Origin of the sequence: Bdellovibrio sp. GT3 (assembly GCF_037996765.1) — a bacterium.
Classification (GTDB): Bacteria; Bdellovibrionota; Bdellovibrionia; order Bdellovibrionales; family Bdellovibrionaceae; genus Bdellovibrio.
Genome location: NZ_JBBNAD010000004.1, coordinates 1,018,259 through 1,032,396 on the forward strand (window position 1 = coordinate 1,018,259; position 14,138 = coordinate 1,032,396).

Annotated in this window: 14 protein-coding genes; 2 read left to right on the forward strand and 12 right to left on the reverse strand. The window is 46.1% G+C overall.

Going from position 1 to position 14,138, the window contains the following annotated elements; translation table 11 throughout:
- Nucleotides 1-9 precede the first annotated feature (9 nt).
- On the forward strand, nt 10-753 hold the full coding sequence (locus AAAA73_RS06530) for an MnmC family methyltransferase (RefSeq protein ID WP_340597388.1): 744 nt from the start codon (nt 10-12) through the stop codon (nt 751-753).
- 65 nt (nt 754-818) lie between these two features.
- The gene (locus tag AAAA73_RS06535; protein ID WP_340597389.1) at nt 819-1,544 is read left to right on the forward strand and encodes a substrate-binding periplasmic protein; all 726 of its coding nucleotides are present in this window, start codon (nt 819-821) and stop codon (nt 1,542-1,544) included.
- Here AAAA73_RS06535 and AAAA73_RS06540 read toward each other — a convergent pair.
- From AAAA73_RS06540 to AAAA73_RS06595, 12 genes are all read right to left on the reverse strand, one after another.
- On the reverse strand, nt 1,541-2,800 hold the full coding sequence (locus AAAA73_RS06540) for a hypothetical protein (RefSeq protein WP_340597390.1): 1,260 nt from the start codon (nt 2,798-2,800) through the stop codon (nt 1,541-1,543). The genes AAAA73_RS06535 and AAAA73_RS06540 overlap by 4 nt on opposite strands.
- Nucleotides 2,797-3,864, reverse strand: a complete 1,068-nt coding sequence (locus AAAA73_RS06545; RefSeq protein WP_340597391.1) for a hypothetical protein — start codon at nt 3,862-3,864, stop codon at nt 2,797-2,799. The genes AAAA73_RS06540 and AAAA73_RS06545 overlap by 4 nt, the downstream gene beginning before the upstream one ends.
- Complete coding sequence (locus AAAA73_RS06550; protein ID WP_340597392.1) at nt 3,861-4,643, reverse strand: outer membrane beta-barrel domain-containing protein; 783 nt, start codon at nt 4,641-4,643, stop codon at nt 3,861-3,863. Before AAAA73_RS06550 ends, AAAA73_RS06545 begins: the two co-directional genes overlap by 4 nt.
- A 2-nt stretch (nt 4,644-4,645) precedes the next feature.
- Nucleotides 4,646-6,025, reverse strand: a complete 1,380-nt coding sequence (locus AAAA73_RS06555) for a putative Ig domain-containing protein (protein ID WP_340597393.1) — start codon at nt 6,023-6,025, stop codon at nt 4,646-4,648.
- 28 nt (nt 6,026-6,053) lie between these two features.
- Nucleotides 6,054-7,283 carry an AgmX/PglI C-terminal domain-containing protein gene (locus AAAA73_RS06560; protein ID WP_340597394.1) on the reverse strand — a complete coding sequence of 410 codons (1,230 nt, stop codon included), beginning with the start codon at nt 7,281-7,283 and terminating at the stop codon, nt 6,054-6,056.
- A 9-nt stretch (nt 7,284-7,292) separates the two neighbouring features.
- The gene (locus tag AAAA73_RS06565) at nt 7,293-7,559 is read right to left on the reverse strand and encodes a hypothetical protein (RefSeq protein WP_340597395.1); all 267 of its coding nucleotides are present in this window, start codon (nt 7,557-7,559) and stop codon (nt 7,293-7,295) included.
- On the reverse strand, nt 7,556-10,516 hold the full coding sequence (locus tag AAAA73_RS06570; RefSeq protein ID WP_340597396.1) for a tetratricopeptide repeat protein: 2,961 nt from the start codon (nt 10,514-10,516) through the stop codon (nt 7,556-7,558). The genes AAAA73_RS06565 and AAAA73_RS06570 overlap by 4 nt, the downstream gene beginning before the upstream one ends.
- A complete protein-coding gene (locus tag AAAA73_RS06575; RefSeq protein WP_340597397.1) occupies nt 10,513-10,998 on the reverse strand; it encodes an ExbD/TolR family protein in 486 nt (161 codons plus the stop codon). Before AAAA73_RS06575 ends, AAAA73_RS06570 begins: the two co-directional genes overlap by 4 nt.
- 4 nt (nt 10,999-11,002) lie before the next feature.
- Nucleotides 11,003-11,464: an ExbD/TolR family protein gene (locus tag AAAA73_RS06580; protein WP_340597398.1), complete on the reverse strand. Its 462-nt coding sequence runs from the start codon at nt 11,462-11,464 to the stop codon at nt 11,003-11,005.
- Nucleotides 11,465-11,493: 29 nt separating this feature from the next.
- Complete coding sequence (locus tag AAAA73_RS06585) at nt 11,494-12,174, reverse strand: MotA/TolQ/ExbB proton channel family protein (protein WP_340597399.1); 681 nt, start codon at nt 12,172-12,174, stop codon at nt 11,494-11,496.
- A gap of 234 nt (nt 12,175-12,408) precedes the next feature.
- Nucleotides 12,409-13,275 (reverse strand): M14 family zinc carboxypeptidase, encoded by an 867-nt coding sequence (locus AAAA73_RS06590; RefSeq protein WP_340597400.1) that lies wholly within the window; start codon nt 13,273-13,275, stop codon nt 12,409-12,411.
- 100 nt (nt 13,276-13,375) lie between these two features.
- Nucleotides 13,376-14,065: a PilZ domain-containing protein gene (locus AAAA73_RS06595; protein ID WP_340597401.1), complete on the reverse strand. Its 690-nt coding sequence runs from the start codon at nt 14,063-14,065 to the stop codon at nt 13,376-13,378.
- Nucleotides 14,066-14,138: the final 73 nt, after the last annotated feature.

Sequence of the window (14,138 nt, forward strand, 5' to 3'; positions counted from 1 at the left end):
GGTAAACCAATGAAATCATGGCAGGATTTGGGCTTTGAGATCGAAATCACAAAGGATCTGAGCCCTACTTTGCGTTTACTGCAGTCCCTGGATCCCGAGAAGCCCTATGGGGAATCCATGCACCATTCTGGCGGCGCCAGTATCGAGACAACTCACTTGTATGGCAGTGTGGCTCGGGATGTCCTGCAAAAGACTGACAATCCTCATTTTATGGTGGTGGGTTTGGGGCTTGGCTATATTGAAATGAATATTGCGCGCGAAGCTCTGCTTGCCGGGAAGACGGTGGGTTTGATTACCAGTTACGAAGCTATTTCTGAATTGCGGGAATTCTTTTTTGATTGGCTTCATGGCAAAGTTGAAAACCTGCTTCCGGAAGTTGCGTCTATTTACGATCAAGCCTTGAAGCATGTTTTGAAGGGAACCGAGATTCCTGAGAATGAGTTAAAGTCTTTCTTGAGGAAACACTTCCAGTCGGCATCTGACATTCACGGTGCGATGACTGCAGAGATGACATTTCTTTCTCGTTATCATGGCTTTTTTTACGATGCCTACAGTTCAAAAACCCATCCCCACCTGTGGGAGGAGAATTTCCTGAACAGACTCCTTCTGGAATCAGCGGAGTCGCAGTGTTCACTATCAACTTATGCAGTTAAAGGAACACTTAAGCGGGCGCTCAAAGCGAACGGTTTCGCGGTCATCGAACGTGAAGGTTTCTTTACAAAACGTGGCTCGACCTTAGGTGTGAGATCTTGATATTTAATTAATAAACATAATTTGTTTGCGCGAGAGCGGCAGTTGCTGGTTAATAAATATTAGCAATGAAAACTCTTTTTCTGGTTCCATTCTTAATTGGTATTTTATCTGTCGCTCAAGGCAAAGAAGCCCGCTTGGTGACCTTTCCAATTCCTTTGATGGTGGAGGGTGAGCAGGAAGGGTTGTTTGTTAATTTGACCAGGGAGATTGCACAAAGAGTCCCGGTGAAATTCAAAGTGGATATCGTCAAGTCCAACCGGGCAAAGCTGGAGTTTTTCAACGGACTTGCAGCAGGTTATTTTCCAGGGATGGACAACTCCACTCCCAAAGATGCGCTTAAGACTGTGCCCTTTTATGTGCGCACAAATTATATTTTCTATCGCGAGAATAAACCATTTCAAAATCTGAAAGACCTGCGCGGCAAGAAAGTGGGACTGACATTTCGCTACCACTATCCCCCGCAAATTCAAAGTGACACAAAAATCGACTTCACCTACGCCGATGACGATGTGACGAATATGCGTCGCCTGAGTGAATCCATCATAGATGCTTTTATCGTTGAGGAAAAATCGGGATTAAGAGCGTTGGAATTGAGTCGCGCCAAGGGAATCAGCTACAATAAGGACAACCCTGTTTCCAGTCAGGATTGCTATTTTGCATTTCGTGATAATGAAGAGGGGCGTGTGCTGGTTAAGGAATTCAATTCTGCTTTGCTCAAGATGAAGGAAGATGGAAGTCTGCAGAAGATTCTGAAGCTTTCAGAATCCTCTGCCGTTAAAAAGACCAATTAGTTAGCCAGGGGAATTGGAACCAGGTCCACCGCGAAGCGAGCGCCTTCTTTGTAATCGTATTTGATATCACCAGAAAGCTTCACAGAGTTTGAGCTGTTGTCATATGTCCAGCCGCCGTTGATTCTATTCGCAATCAACTGACCTTTGCCTTGAGCCAACAACTCCGCAGTGCCGTAACGTACACGAAGCATCAATTTACCAGACTCGTCCACACGAGGGATTTGAGAAAGGTAGATTTGTTTGGCCAAAGTCTTCACTGTGATTGAGTCACCCATGCTGCCCAATTCCGTACCGAAATTAGGGGAGATAATGCTCATGATAAATTTCTTGCGAATTTCCTTTTCAGTGCCGTTGCCTTGATTCGCCAGGACGATGGCTTTTTCAATGTTCGCTGGACCAAATGGTCCGCAACCAGAAATTCTTTTCTTTTTATCCGGAGTAAAACACTCAGGGTGGTAGTCAGGGCGAACGCGCAAACCGAAGTCTTTGTTTGTGTCAGCGTCGTTTTTGTCCACAAGCACGCCGTAAACAGAAACCTTGTCTTTATTGCCACCTTTGAAGTCGATCAAAGTTTGTGCGATTTGCTCTGAAGTGATGTTGGATGAATCATCTGCATCCGTCATAAAGATCACAACCAATTGAGCGTCATCACGGAAGAAATCCTCATTCGCTGCGCCACGACCATTTTTTTGCAAAGCCGCAGTTAAGGGAGAAAAGAATTCTTCAACTTCAGGACCACCTTCAGCATATGGTGCGATACCGATTTTCAAAGTATTCGCCAATACAGCTGCAGAGTCCTTTTTAGTTACGAAGCGCTCTTGAGTGTCTGTGCCTGCAACGGTTTTTGTGAAACGCAGATCACCCATTTGGTAAGTGTCTTTCTTGGCTTTGGCAAAGCGCTCAGAACTATCCCAAGTCGAAATAACGCCGATATGGTAATCGATCATTTTATTGCTTGTGATACCGTTCGTGAAACGGTTTAAGTTCTTGATCAAATTCGCTTGCGCCGTTTTCATGGAATCAGAGTTGTCAGTTACAAACAAGATGTCAACGCGAGGGTTGAAATCAAGCTGACTTTGACCACCGTCTTCAGTAATCCAGGAAAATTGCTGAGCAGGTACATCAGGATAAACCGGAATTTCAGTTTTCTCCTGCACAAGTTCTTTTTGCGCCAGGATCGTTCCCGATTCCTGTGCGCACGCGGAAAGAAGCATGAAAGCCGACAGATAAATACAAAGAACTAAAAGTGGTTTCACATTTTTCTCCTAACGTTTTGTGCGCAGGACTTGGTCACAACGTCATATTTATCAAGTTCATCAACCCAAGGACGTCCATCGTCTTTGAAAACAAGAAGGTCCGCATTGGTTTTTTTGAATTCATTTTCCGTGAACATGGATTCAGCCATTTGCTGATCCGTATGCACGCGTTGAATGGCTTCAACTTCAACCAGGTTCAGCTTGCCGATGATGCGTTTGTTTTCAGCCGTCTCATCCGCCGCCAGTTGCTGAAGGCGTACTTTCATTTTTGCGAAAGCTTCTTTGTTCACCTGATCAAGCTCTGTTTGCAAAGTTCTTTGCGTGTTGTTTTTCGCAAGAACTTCCATGCCTTTTTGGCTTACTTTGAAGCGCAACATCTGTTTTTGCAGTTCCATGTCCTTATAGTAAAGAACCGGAAGCTTCAGCAAGGACTCGCCAACTTCATTGGCTTGAAGAGGGAATTTATCAACTTTCTTAAGGACGTTCAGGAAGGAGTCATTGAAACCGTTCTTGGAAAGATCCTGAACAGAGGCAACGCGGTCTCTTTGTTTTTCCTTAAACGCCTGAGTCGTTTTGAAAACAGATTTGTAATCACAGATTTTTAGGTTAGCCAGGGATTGCAGGAAGTAAGCTTCCGCATTCACAACTTCACCAAATTGGGGGCTGATCAAAGTTTTGGATTGTGCCAAAGCTTTTTCAGAATCATTCATTCTGAAGTAAGCCCAACCTTTTTCCTCAACAACCTGGAACCAGTAGTCAGAACCACGAGGGATCTGATTGTAAAGGTTCATGGCTTGTGAGTATTGACCTTTGGCGAACTGCTCACGAGCTTGTTTGATTTTCGCTTTGATTTTTTCATCTGCAGAGGAATTCAAAGTCTTGGATTCAAGATTTTTGAAGTTCAACAGATTCAAAGTCGTTTTACCGCTTTTTTCAGATAAGGATTTTTCCAGGGAAGTTCCCCAGTCATTAACTGAAAAACGCTCAGCAGCCAGTGCGTTGTGACCAACACCCAGGACTGTGACCATCATTAGTTTGGAGACAAAGGATTTTCCGGAAATCATAACATCCATCCAAAGCCAAGGTTGCCTGTGACAACGTTCAAGTTACGGTCGCCAGTAACTGGTTTGTCAGTGTAGTTCAAATAACGGATTTCAGCTCTTGCTGTCAGGCTTTTTGTGATCCAGGCACCAACACCCAAACCCGCCGTGTAAACAGCAGTGGATCCGCTGGACAATGTGATTTGTCCGCCACCACCAAGAAGGTAAAGGTCGAACTGAGTCACGCCCACATCCATAAAGCTGGTTTTACCGTAGATGGGGTACCAGTTCAAAACAGCCATGACTGCGTTTTCTGGATAGTCGATATCAACGGCGTACGCGCGGCCACCAGCCTGGTAATTGGCTTTAGCCTGATCGAAGATGCGCTGACCTTCTGGCGACAAAGAGTTGCCGAAGTCATAGTATCTTGCCCCGATAGACCAGCGTGGAGTGATGTGGAAATCCGCCGCTACTCCCAAAGCCTGAGTTTTAGTGTAAGCATCGCCACCGAAATTCATTCCGTAGTTAACACCAACCTCAAGACGGTTTCTTCTGTCAACAATGCGCTCCTGAACGATGCGAGAGCGGCTTTCAGACTTGATATTTTGCGCCATGTTCATCAATTGCTCGTTGCCGCCCAATGAATCGATGTCGTTTCTGACATCGGAATTGTCGTTTGCACGCGCCTGTTGAGAAACCGGGGCTGCAGATTTTTTAGCAGTCTTTTTGGAAGCTGCTGCGAAGGAGTTTTGCGCGCAAAGTGCAAGAACCAATGTTAGTGAAAGAAGTTTGAAGTTTTTCATAACTATTTCGCCTCCGCAGTTTTAACAGCTGTTTGAGCTGGAGCCGCACATAGACCTTTGTCTTTGGCAGCTTTAACCGTTTTCAAAGAGTAGTCTGTCACATCACTGATACGACCATTCAATGTGCTGGTCGCAGCCATTGGGATGGAACCCTTCAGAGTTTTTGAAGTCGCATCACAAGGAACTTCCCAAGTCAGCGTGCAATCCTGTTTGGAAGCACCCACTGAAGAGGTTACGCATGCAGCTTGTGGATTGCCGGGAAGAGTTGAAGATTTTGTTTCCACGTTAACAGCAGCATTTCTGTTGTTGGAAGAAGCTGAGAACTGAAGAACGATTTTTTCGCCAGGGGAAACTTCCAGGCCTTGTTTGCCCAAACCAGAAACGTCAAAGCGGGGAGCTGTGATAGTTTTTGTGTAAAGGATTTTAGCCTGAACAAGAGTTTCTGGAGCTGAACGGCCGTTAGCGCCGTAAGCTTTTACGCTGAAGCGAATGCGAGTGCCATCGGCTTGCAACATAATAGTGCCGTCTTTGTTAAGCTGTGGTTGAACTGCGATATTTTTAGTATCGAAGATATAGCTTACTTTCCATTTTGAATCGCCAAGGTATTCCGCATCTTTTTTGTTGATGTCTGCGATCACATAGCGAGAGCCATCAAGTTCCTGATAGTCTTTGCCAGTTTGGATAGCTGCGCCATCGTAACTGATAACGACTCGTGGTTTTTGAGTTGATTTACCATCGATACCTGGAACTTTTACGATCACATTGAATGGTGTTAATTGGTCCTCAGACACTTCAGCGCCGATTCCAGTTACTGACAATTCAGTGGGAGCCAACTCAGTTTGAGAAACCAGGATGTTTTGATTCAGCTCTTTGGTCATGCCTTTAAGTGCTGCTGCGTTCTTAGCTTGGCCGCCATTGGTAATAGTCACTGTGAATTTCACAGGGATTTTTACCAAAGTGCCTTCTTGCACCAGGCTTGGTGTCCAAGTCAGGTTATAAATGTCTTTGGCATTTGAAGGGTTTAAAGTAGCGCCTTCAGGAAGGTTTGAAGCGGTCAAAGTAACTGCCGCACCAGGAACCGGCAGGGAAGCGCGGATTTTTACTGTCTTCGCTTTGCCAGCTTCCCACATAAGGTCGTCTTCGATGTTTAACATGATCATTGATTGAGTAACGTCAGTTTCTTTGATGTAGACAGGTACTTTCTCAATGACAACGGTTTCAGTATTGATGGTAGTCGGTTTGTCCGGACCCATCTGAGTGATTACTTTCGCTTGCGCGCGCATTTCCTCTAAGTCCGAAGACGGACTTTTTTGCCAGCCATCACATGCGGTGAGGGCCATAGCTGCCGGAATTACGATCATCAAACTTTTTACCGTCTTCATATAAACCTCTTTAACACCGTAGTTCAAATTAACGAGCGGATACGCGCATCAATTCGAATGGGTAATTAACATCAACGTTTACTTTTCCTACCGGCTTAGGGAACTGCCAGTTTTTCATTTTAGCAATCATGCAATCTTCAACCAGGCGTGAGTTCAAAGATGTCTGAGAAACACGCGCTGTCGAGATACGACCATTTGGCCCGATCACGAAGTCAACTGCAACACGGCCACCGATGGCTGGCTGAGCTTGCAAGCCTTTCTCGTAGCAATAAAGAATTTGACCTTTGTTACGGTTGATCACCGCAATGATCTGATCAAGATCCAAACCACCTTCAACAGTTGCTTCTGCATCAAGTGGCAAGCTGGAAGCAGACGTTCCGCCCACCATATTCATTTTGCCATAACCTGCACGACCGCCGCCGACACCACGTGTGCCGTAGCCACCAGCAGATTGCGCACGACCACCTTCACCCGCAGAACCGGCGATCAAGCCGTTGCCAGGAAGGAAGCCTTTTACACCACCACGACCTGCAGAACCGACACCGCCACCACCATTGCCGATACCCGCAGAGCGGATGGCTTTCATGGAGTTGTTATCAAGACCCTCGTAACCACGAGTGCCTTTTGGAGTTCCGCCCAATGCAGCCAAGGCACCAACGCGTTGTACGTTGCGGGCTTTCGCTGTGTTGGTTGTGTATTTCTTAACTTTCAGAGGTTGTTTTTTAACCACTGGTTTATAGACCTTGTTGGAAGGTTTGATTTTCTTTTCAGAAACCTTCACGTGGGGTGCTTTTTGTTGAACGACTTTCTGAGTTTCTTGTTTAGGCAATACGATCGTCACCAAAGGAGCTTCGTCCTTTTTAGTGAAGTAAGTCGCCATAACCCAAGCGCCCATCATGATAAGACCCACTAAAACCAAGTGACCGACAGTTGTGCGAGTCAGGATGGTCTTAAGTTGTTCTTCGTCGTTTTCTTCCTGCAAAGTATGAACAGGGCTGTTGATGTCTTCAAAAGTTGCCAGTCTTACGCGACCCAATCCTTGCAGAATTTCACCTTGTTCATTCATTTTGCCAAGGTTGATTTTCTTAATAAGGCTGTATTCGATATCGTTGTTTTTAAGAACACTTAAATCAGCAAGTGCTTCCACGCGGCGAGTGTCCTTCAAATACACGATATTCAAGGACTCTGAATCCACGGCAAATGTGCGGACCTTTTGGCCTGCGATATTTTCCAGAATGATGAGTTTTGCTGCGTTCATGTTTACGTCCTAGTTTCTTTTTTGATCGTCTTGGATCCGGTCATTAAATTCTTTTCTGCCGGTCAGGAGATCATCTAACAATTTATCGTTTTCAACCGTGGCTTTCGTATTCAGAGAGCTTTGGTATTTCCCGCGCAGTGTGCTTCCGTTAAGTTTAAAGGAGGTACCCAGTTGCGGTTTCATGCCTTCAGCTTTCTTTGCCTTGTTTGCAGCGAAGGAGCTTTGGGCACCCAGCATACAAAGCAAGAAAGGGGCCAATAGAATTAGCTTTTTCATAGGCTTTTTCCTCTCTGTAATTGATTTAAACGGCCTTCCAGATACGAAGCCATTAGCGGATGGCCCATTTTTGTCTCCAGAGTTTTAAGTTTTACAATCTCACTGGCGTTGTTAGGCTCAGCTGCCACTGATTTGCGAGCGGAGGCCAAATCAGAAGCACTTGCCGGTGACGAATTTAGCGCACTGGCGATTTCGGACTTCATTTTGCCGCCTTCCTCAAGCTGAGTGATGAGGGTCATCTCGCGTTTAAGGATGTTTTGAACCTCAGGGCGGGCATTGCGGTAGTCAGCAGCCATTTGCGCCAGGGCTGGGGAGCTGTTTAAGAGCTCTGTCTCACGTTGTTCCGCAAAACGGGCCTTCATCAAATAAGGCTTGGATTGAGATTTAAGGATCCCAATGTACTGAGCCTGCTCTTGGGCAGTCAGACCCTTCGGCATAGGAAGATTCGACAAATCGCGAACCATTCTATCGTTTTCACGAGCCACGATCTCAAGGGACATCAATTGAGCTGTGATATCACGAGTGCGGTTGGCTTCTGCCAACAGGCTATCAGCACGGCTCAGAAGCTTAATACGCTCTTTGATGCCGGCTTGCATGCTACGGTCGTTTTTCGCATTGATGCCGTGGGAAGAGATCTGTTTATTGAAGCTGAGCGCCTTGTTGTAGAAAGGCTGTTTTTCAATAAATTGCGCCGCTGAACGGTTGCGAATCTCTTTCATCGCCAAAACGGACTTCAAGTTTCCAGTCATACCCTGGCGTGCGTAAACCAAAAGGGCTGTCTCATTCAACAAAGCTGGTTTACGGCGAAGTTCGCCGGCCTGAGCTTTTAGCTCAGCTGCGGGATTGGAGGCCAATAGCACTAGGCGAGTGCGCACCACAAGGGAGCGGTCACCTTTAAGACCCAATTTAAGGGCTGCACGGTAGTGACGTTGTGGATTGGTGTTAGCCAGGTCCGCCAAAGTACCCAAGCGGAACTCTCTGTCTCGTTCTGAGACTTTTGGCATTTTCAAGCGAACAGCCGTTTTATAAGCGCTGACGAAATCCAATTTGGTCTCGTAGTAGCCAGTCAGTTGTTCAAGCAAGGATTCTTTGCGCGGAGCCGGGATGTCAGATGCGATCAGCTTTTGTAATGCAGCCACATAGATAGCATCTTCACCCAGTTTTTGCGCCAGGATGCTTTCGTTGGTGTAAAACAAAACTTTTTCCTCTGCGGATGCTGTCGCCAGATTCGCAGATGTGATGCGCTTCAAAACAGTGCGCATGTCAGATTTGCTGGAATTTGGATTGTTTGCCAAAGCCGCTGCCTGATTCATCAAAGCTTTGCGTGCCGTCAAATCATATTCAGCTTTGTGAGCAGGGAAGAGGCTCGCGTAGTTTGCTGCCAGATCCTGAATCTGCTCGTCGTTCTTTAGTTGCGCCAAGCTGTCCAGCGCCAGGTCCGCGGATTTTTTGCGAAGCTCTGTTTTGCCGGATTTATCTTCGGCCAGGTCGTTAAACGCAACCGCGGATTCTTTCAATTGTTTTTGCTGGTAGCTCAAGTACGCCAATTGGTAGCGAACTTCAAAAGTCTTGCCTTCGTCTTTTCCTTTCTTAAGGAAGTTCACGTAAGCCGCTTTTTGAATTTCAATGTCATTGGATTTTTCACCAGCCGCAACTTCGTTAAGAAGAGCATTTTGGCGGTCTTTTTCGGAAAGATCAGAGTTGTCACTGATCGCACGGTACAACTGGGCAGCAATAGCGGGTTTACCCATATCCATTGCCACTTGCGCACCACGAGTGGTCATCTCTGTATCTTGCGGGAAAGTATTGGAATAGATCACATACGCGTTCAAAAGATCCTGGTCAGGTTTCAATTTTTTTGAACGGTGAAGCTCCGTCACATAGCGCTTCATGGTTTTTTTAAGCTCTTCGCATTTGGAAGCTTCTTTGCAATCTGTGCTTTTGAAAGCTTTAGCCGCTTTGGCGAAGTCCTGAGTGGATTTTCCTGCCTGACCACGGTCGTAATTGATTTGTGCCATACGCACAAAGGCTTCCAATGTTTCAGTTTCAGTCAGACCTTCCTGATCCATGTAGCGGCTTAGGATGTCATGAGCGGCTTGTTTTTGACCGACACGGTCTGCTTCTTTGGCAAAATCCAAAAGAAGTTCTTTGCGTTTTTCTTTAGGGGAAAGCACTTCAAAACGCGCGATCTCTTTAGTTGAAATATTACGGCGCGCATAGAAAGTGCCCAGGTCGCGTACGATATCTGCGTGGAACACAGGATCGTATGAAGTTCCTTTTTCCGTATCACGAGTGATTTGTTCTGGTTTGGAAAGAAGAGATTCCAAAGTTTTGATGGCAGAAGCCAGTTTCTCTTCGTTGAAATCACTCCATGCCATATTGTAAGTGATCAACGCACGGTTTTGCAGGTTCTTATCCTGGAGTGCGATCACGTAGTGGTTTTTCGCCTCTTTGAATTTGGCTTTTTGGAATAAAAGATCGCCCAGTTCCGCATGAGAACGGGAGACGATGTCTTTGGCGATATTTTTCTTTTTAGCGTCTTTAACTATGCTTTGGAAAAGATCGATAGCCTTGTCGATTTGACCGGCCATTTGATAAAGATGTCCCAATTGGAACAGGATGGGACCGTGTTCGTTCAATTGAACCTGGGAAAGCAGGTTCTCATAGATCTCAACCGCTTTTTGGCGGTCCGCTTTGGATCCTTTGCAACCATCACAATTGGACTCCATCTCCTGCATAAAGCGCGTGCGCGCTCTTTCAGCCAGAGTGTCAGCCAGACGTTGCTGAGTCGGGACCCACGATGGATCTTTTTTATCCATCGCCGATAAAACGCGCTCCATCTTGCCGACGACAAGATCCTGCGTGTCGGAGTTCATCTTTTCCGCGCGGGCGATCTGAGTGAACAGGGTACCCGCAAGAATTGGACTGATAATGAGGAGGCGTTTTAAGTTTTTCATTGTTTTGGTACCACCGCGAATTTAAGTTTTTCGATACCTGCCAGTGATCCAGCTTTGATGATTGGATCCAGGTCCGCGTATTTCATTTCGGTGTCAGCTTGGATCATAAGCTCGATCTCTTGTTTGGCGTCTTTCTTCAAAGATTCCAATTTGGATCCCAACTGGCTGTCTGCAACCCGTACGTCATTGATAAAGTAGTTGCCCTTTTCAATTCTTAAAATCGGCATCTCTTTTTCAACACTGGTCGCCTGATCTGCCAAAGGCAGATTGATGTTGCCGGATTTCACTTCGATACCGGTCGACTGAGTACCGATCAAAAGGTAAATCACGATAATTGAAAAAGCGTCGATCAAAGATGTCAAAGGCAGAGCCAATGCAAGATTACCTTTGCCACCAGATTTCTTGCGCGAGCCTGGTTTCAGGCTTTGCGCTTCTGCCAGCAAGGAGCGTTTTTGATTGGTGTTTAAGAATGAAGTTCTCATAATATTACCCTAGTGGGGACAAGCCCACGCCTTCGAATGAGTTTTGCTTCAATTTATCCATCACACGGATCACATCACCGTAATTGGTTTGTGCTCCAGGACGAACAACACTTGTTTTTAGCTCAGGCCATTTTGCTTTGTAAGCCTGCAATCGTGACTCGAGAGTCGCCAAATCCAAACCTTTTGATGACTTCGCAATACGCTCTTCCAAAGTTTTAGCCTTGGGGATATCGCGCAAAGAAAGTTGCACGCTGCCGTCCGCTTCCATTGTTACCCAAAGGGACGGTGGATTTGTCGCGCCAGCTGTGGAGTTGTCTCCGATGGCCTGTTTTGTATCAATTGTACCGACCTGCAACCACACTGCAGTCAAAAGCAAAAAGCAGATGAGTACAGAAAGGATATCCAGGATCGGCAGGATATTGAGCTCGAAATTTAATTTGTCGTTACCGTTACCTGATGCGCTCATAAAGCCCTCTCAGTTATGCGTTTTTATTACTACTTAAGTGCTTTTTCTTTTTTGTCAGAAACTGGAGCGTAGTGGTAACCAAGCTGGATGAACAAATTCAAAGCGCCTTTGTTCAGGTCTTCTGTCAAACGAGTCGCTCTGTTTTGAAGAACCGCATACATGATCAAAGCTGGAACCGCTACGATCAAACCGTAAGCTGTCGTATTCATCGCCAAAGAGATACCTTGTGACAAGATCGCCGCTTTTTCTGCAGGGTTTGCGTTAGAGATACCGGCAAATGAGTGGATCAAACCTGTGATCGTACCCAAAAGACCCAGCAATGTAGCTACGTTGGCAAACATCGCTAAGAAACCAATGCGTTTTTCCACGCGAGTTGATTCTTCAAGAAGAACTTCGTCCATTTTAAGTTGGATTTCCTCTTTACCACCCATATCGATAGCCGCTTGGATACCGGCAGAAGCCACAACACCCAATGGTTGAGTCATACCCAATTGCATTGAACGGCGTAGAGCCTTATCCAGGTTTCCAGCCTTGATATCTTCAGCTAGAGTTTTAGAGATATCCTTTTGATTTACTTTGCGATTCATGAAAAGCGCAACAGAGCGCTCAGCAATAATAGCCACAGAAACGATCTGAGCAGCTAGAATAGTCCACATCCAGATAGCATCTCCTGAAGTAAAACCGCGACCAAGTGACATTAAAAATTCCATGTAATTCCTCCGGGTTAAAAGTTTTCCCGCAAGACTACGAGCAAGGCCTGAGCCACATAAAAAGCGACTGTGTTGGCTTTGACAGGATTTTAGCGACTAATTTTGGCACAGGTGACGTTTTGTGGCGGCCCTTAGGGAACGCTAGACATATTCATTTTGTCGGAATGGAGTCGTTGAAAATATAAAAAAAAGGCCAGCTTAAAGCCGGCCTTTGCAATAACAATGGAATTCAGACTATTCCAAGTGAGTTCTTTGCATGATGCTGCGATCGCATTTGCCAGTGAAGGCATGATCTTTAGCGCGCTCTTTTGGAGCATTCTCAAAGAAGCGGCGAAGGCCTGGAACATTCACGGAAACCATTTGGGCCATTTGTGCTTCAGACGGGTTGTGAGTGGTGCCCATTTCAAACAACAAAGACCAGATGCCATGCTTCCAGTAAGCATAGTCTTCAAATGCACCATCAGCTGCATAAAGCATGTCTTTGGAGTTCCCAACATCATAACCGCTTTCCACAACCGCATCTTTGGAAAGTTGAATGAATGTGGCGTCATCTTTGGTCATCACGTCACGAGTTGAAAAGCCCCAAGGATACAATACTGCGGGCCAGTGAGTGTGCAAAGTTGCAGAGCTGATGATGTTTTTGGCATCGATAAAGTCCGCCAATGCCTTAGTGGCTTTGGATTTAAAAGGTTTTCCTGTGATACAAGGTCCTGGATAGTCGCGGTTTTGGTCCACTGAATTGTAACCAACGCGCTCATAGCGGGAGCGACTGTTGAAGCCTGGGATATTCAAAACCGGAATGATGTAAACGGTGTGACCTTGGATTGGGTTTTTTGCAAATGCATCTGCAGCACCCATTGCCACAGCTGTCGAACCGTATTCGTTGCCGTGATGAGTACCCACGATCAGGTTGGCTCTTTCGCCATTGCCGATTTTAATGGCGATGATGTTTTGACCGGAATCAGAAGGGCCCAGATCAATAAGTTCAGTGGTTGAAGGGTTGGCTTGTTGAATCTGCTGCAAAGTCTGAACAACGGTTGCATAGTTGGTAACAGGCGCATTGGATGGTGATACTAATAGAGAGAATAAAAGTTCTAGCATGAATATTACGATGCGGACTCGCTCCTGGCCTTGTCAAAAGACTAAGGCGGTCCCAAAGTAGAACTGGACTAAAAGCTTGCGGGTAGTTTGTGAGGCGAAACTACGAAATCGTCGCAAACTTTCTGACGTATTCAATGACTGAAGATTTAAATTCTTCCGGTAAGCCCACAAAGCGCAGACCCGCATAACCATCATTACCTATATAGACAACTTCGCAAGTGGTGGTGATCGTCTGATACAGATTCGGACTGGAGAGTGTGGCAAAGAATTTCTGACCTATTTGCAGGCCATCGGCATCGTTGATACCCAAACCACCTTCGCTGATGGAGATCACGCGGCATTTGATGGAAGCGGAAGTTTCAGAAGGTTCAAATTCCAACGTGCCCACAATCGGTACGCGAGGGTGGGATCTGCGGCTGATGCCAAGATCGTCAACGACCTGTTGAAGTGCGTATACTTCCTTCCAGGTTCTGCCGCCATCGGTGGAGATATCCACCTGCGAGAGATCGGTCATTTTTTTAAGTTGTGCGATCATGTCTGAATACACCACAGGTGTCTTGGAAGGTTTGCCTTCGATGCGTGTCAGCCAGGTTTTGCTTTGATCGCTGGCAGCAGTTACGGGTGGCAGGCTTTTGATTTTGGCGCGCCATTTGGACGGGGTTTCCCATTCACCTTGACCGCGTCCCCAAATAGAAACTTCTTTCATGGATGCGATTTGTGATTCAATTTCCTCTGGTTCAAACGGCCCTGTCACTTGTCCTTCATTGAGGATAAACCAAATTTTCGACATTCCCAAGTCACCCTTCTGAAATCTGTATTGCCTTTATTACAGCGAAAGGTATATCACTTTGTCTAGGAGATTT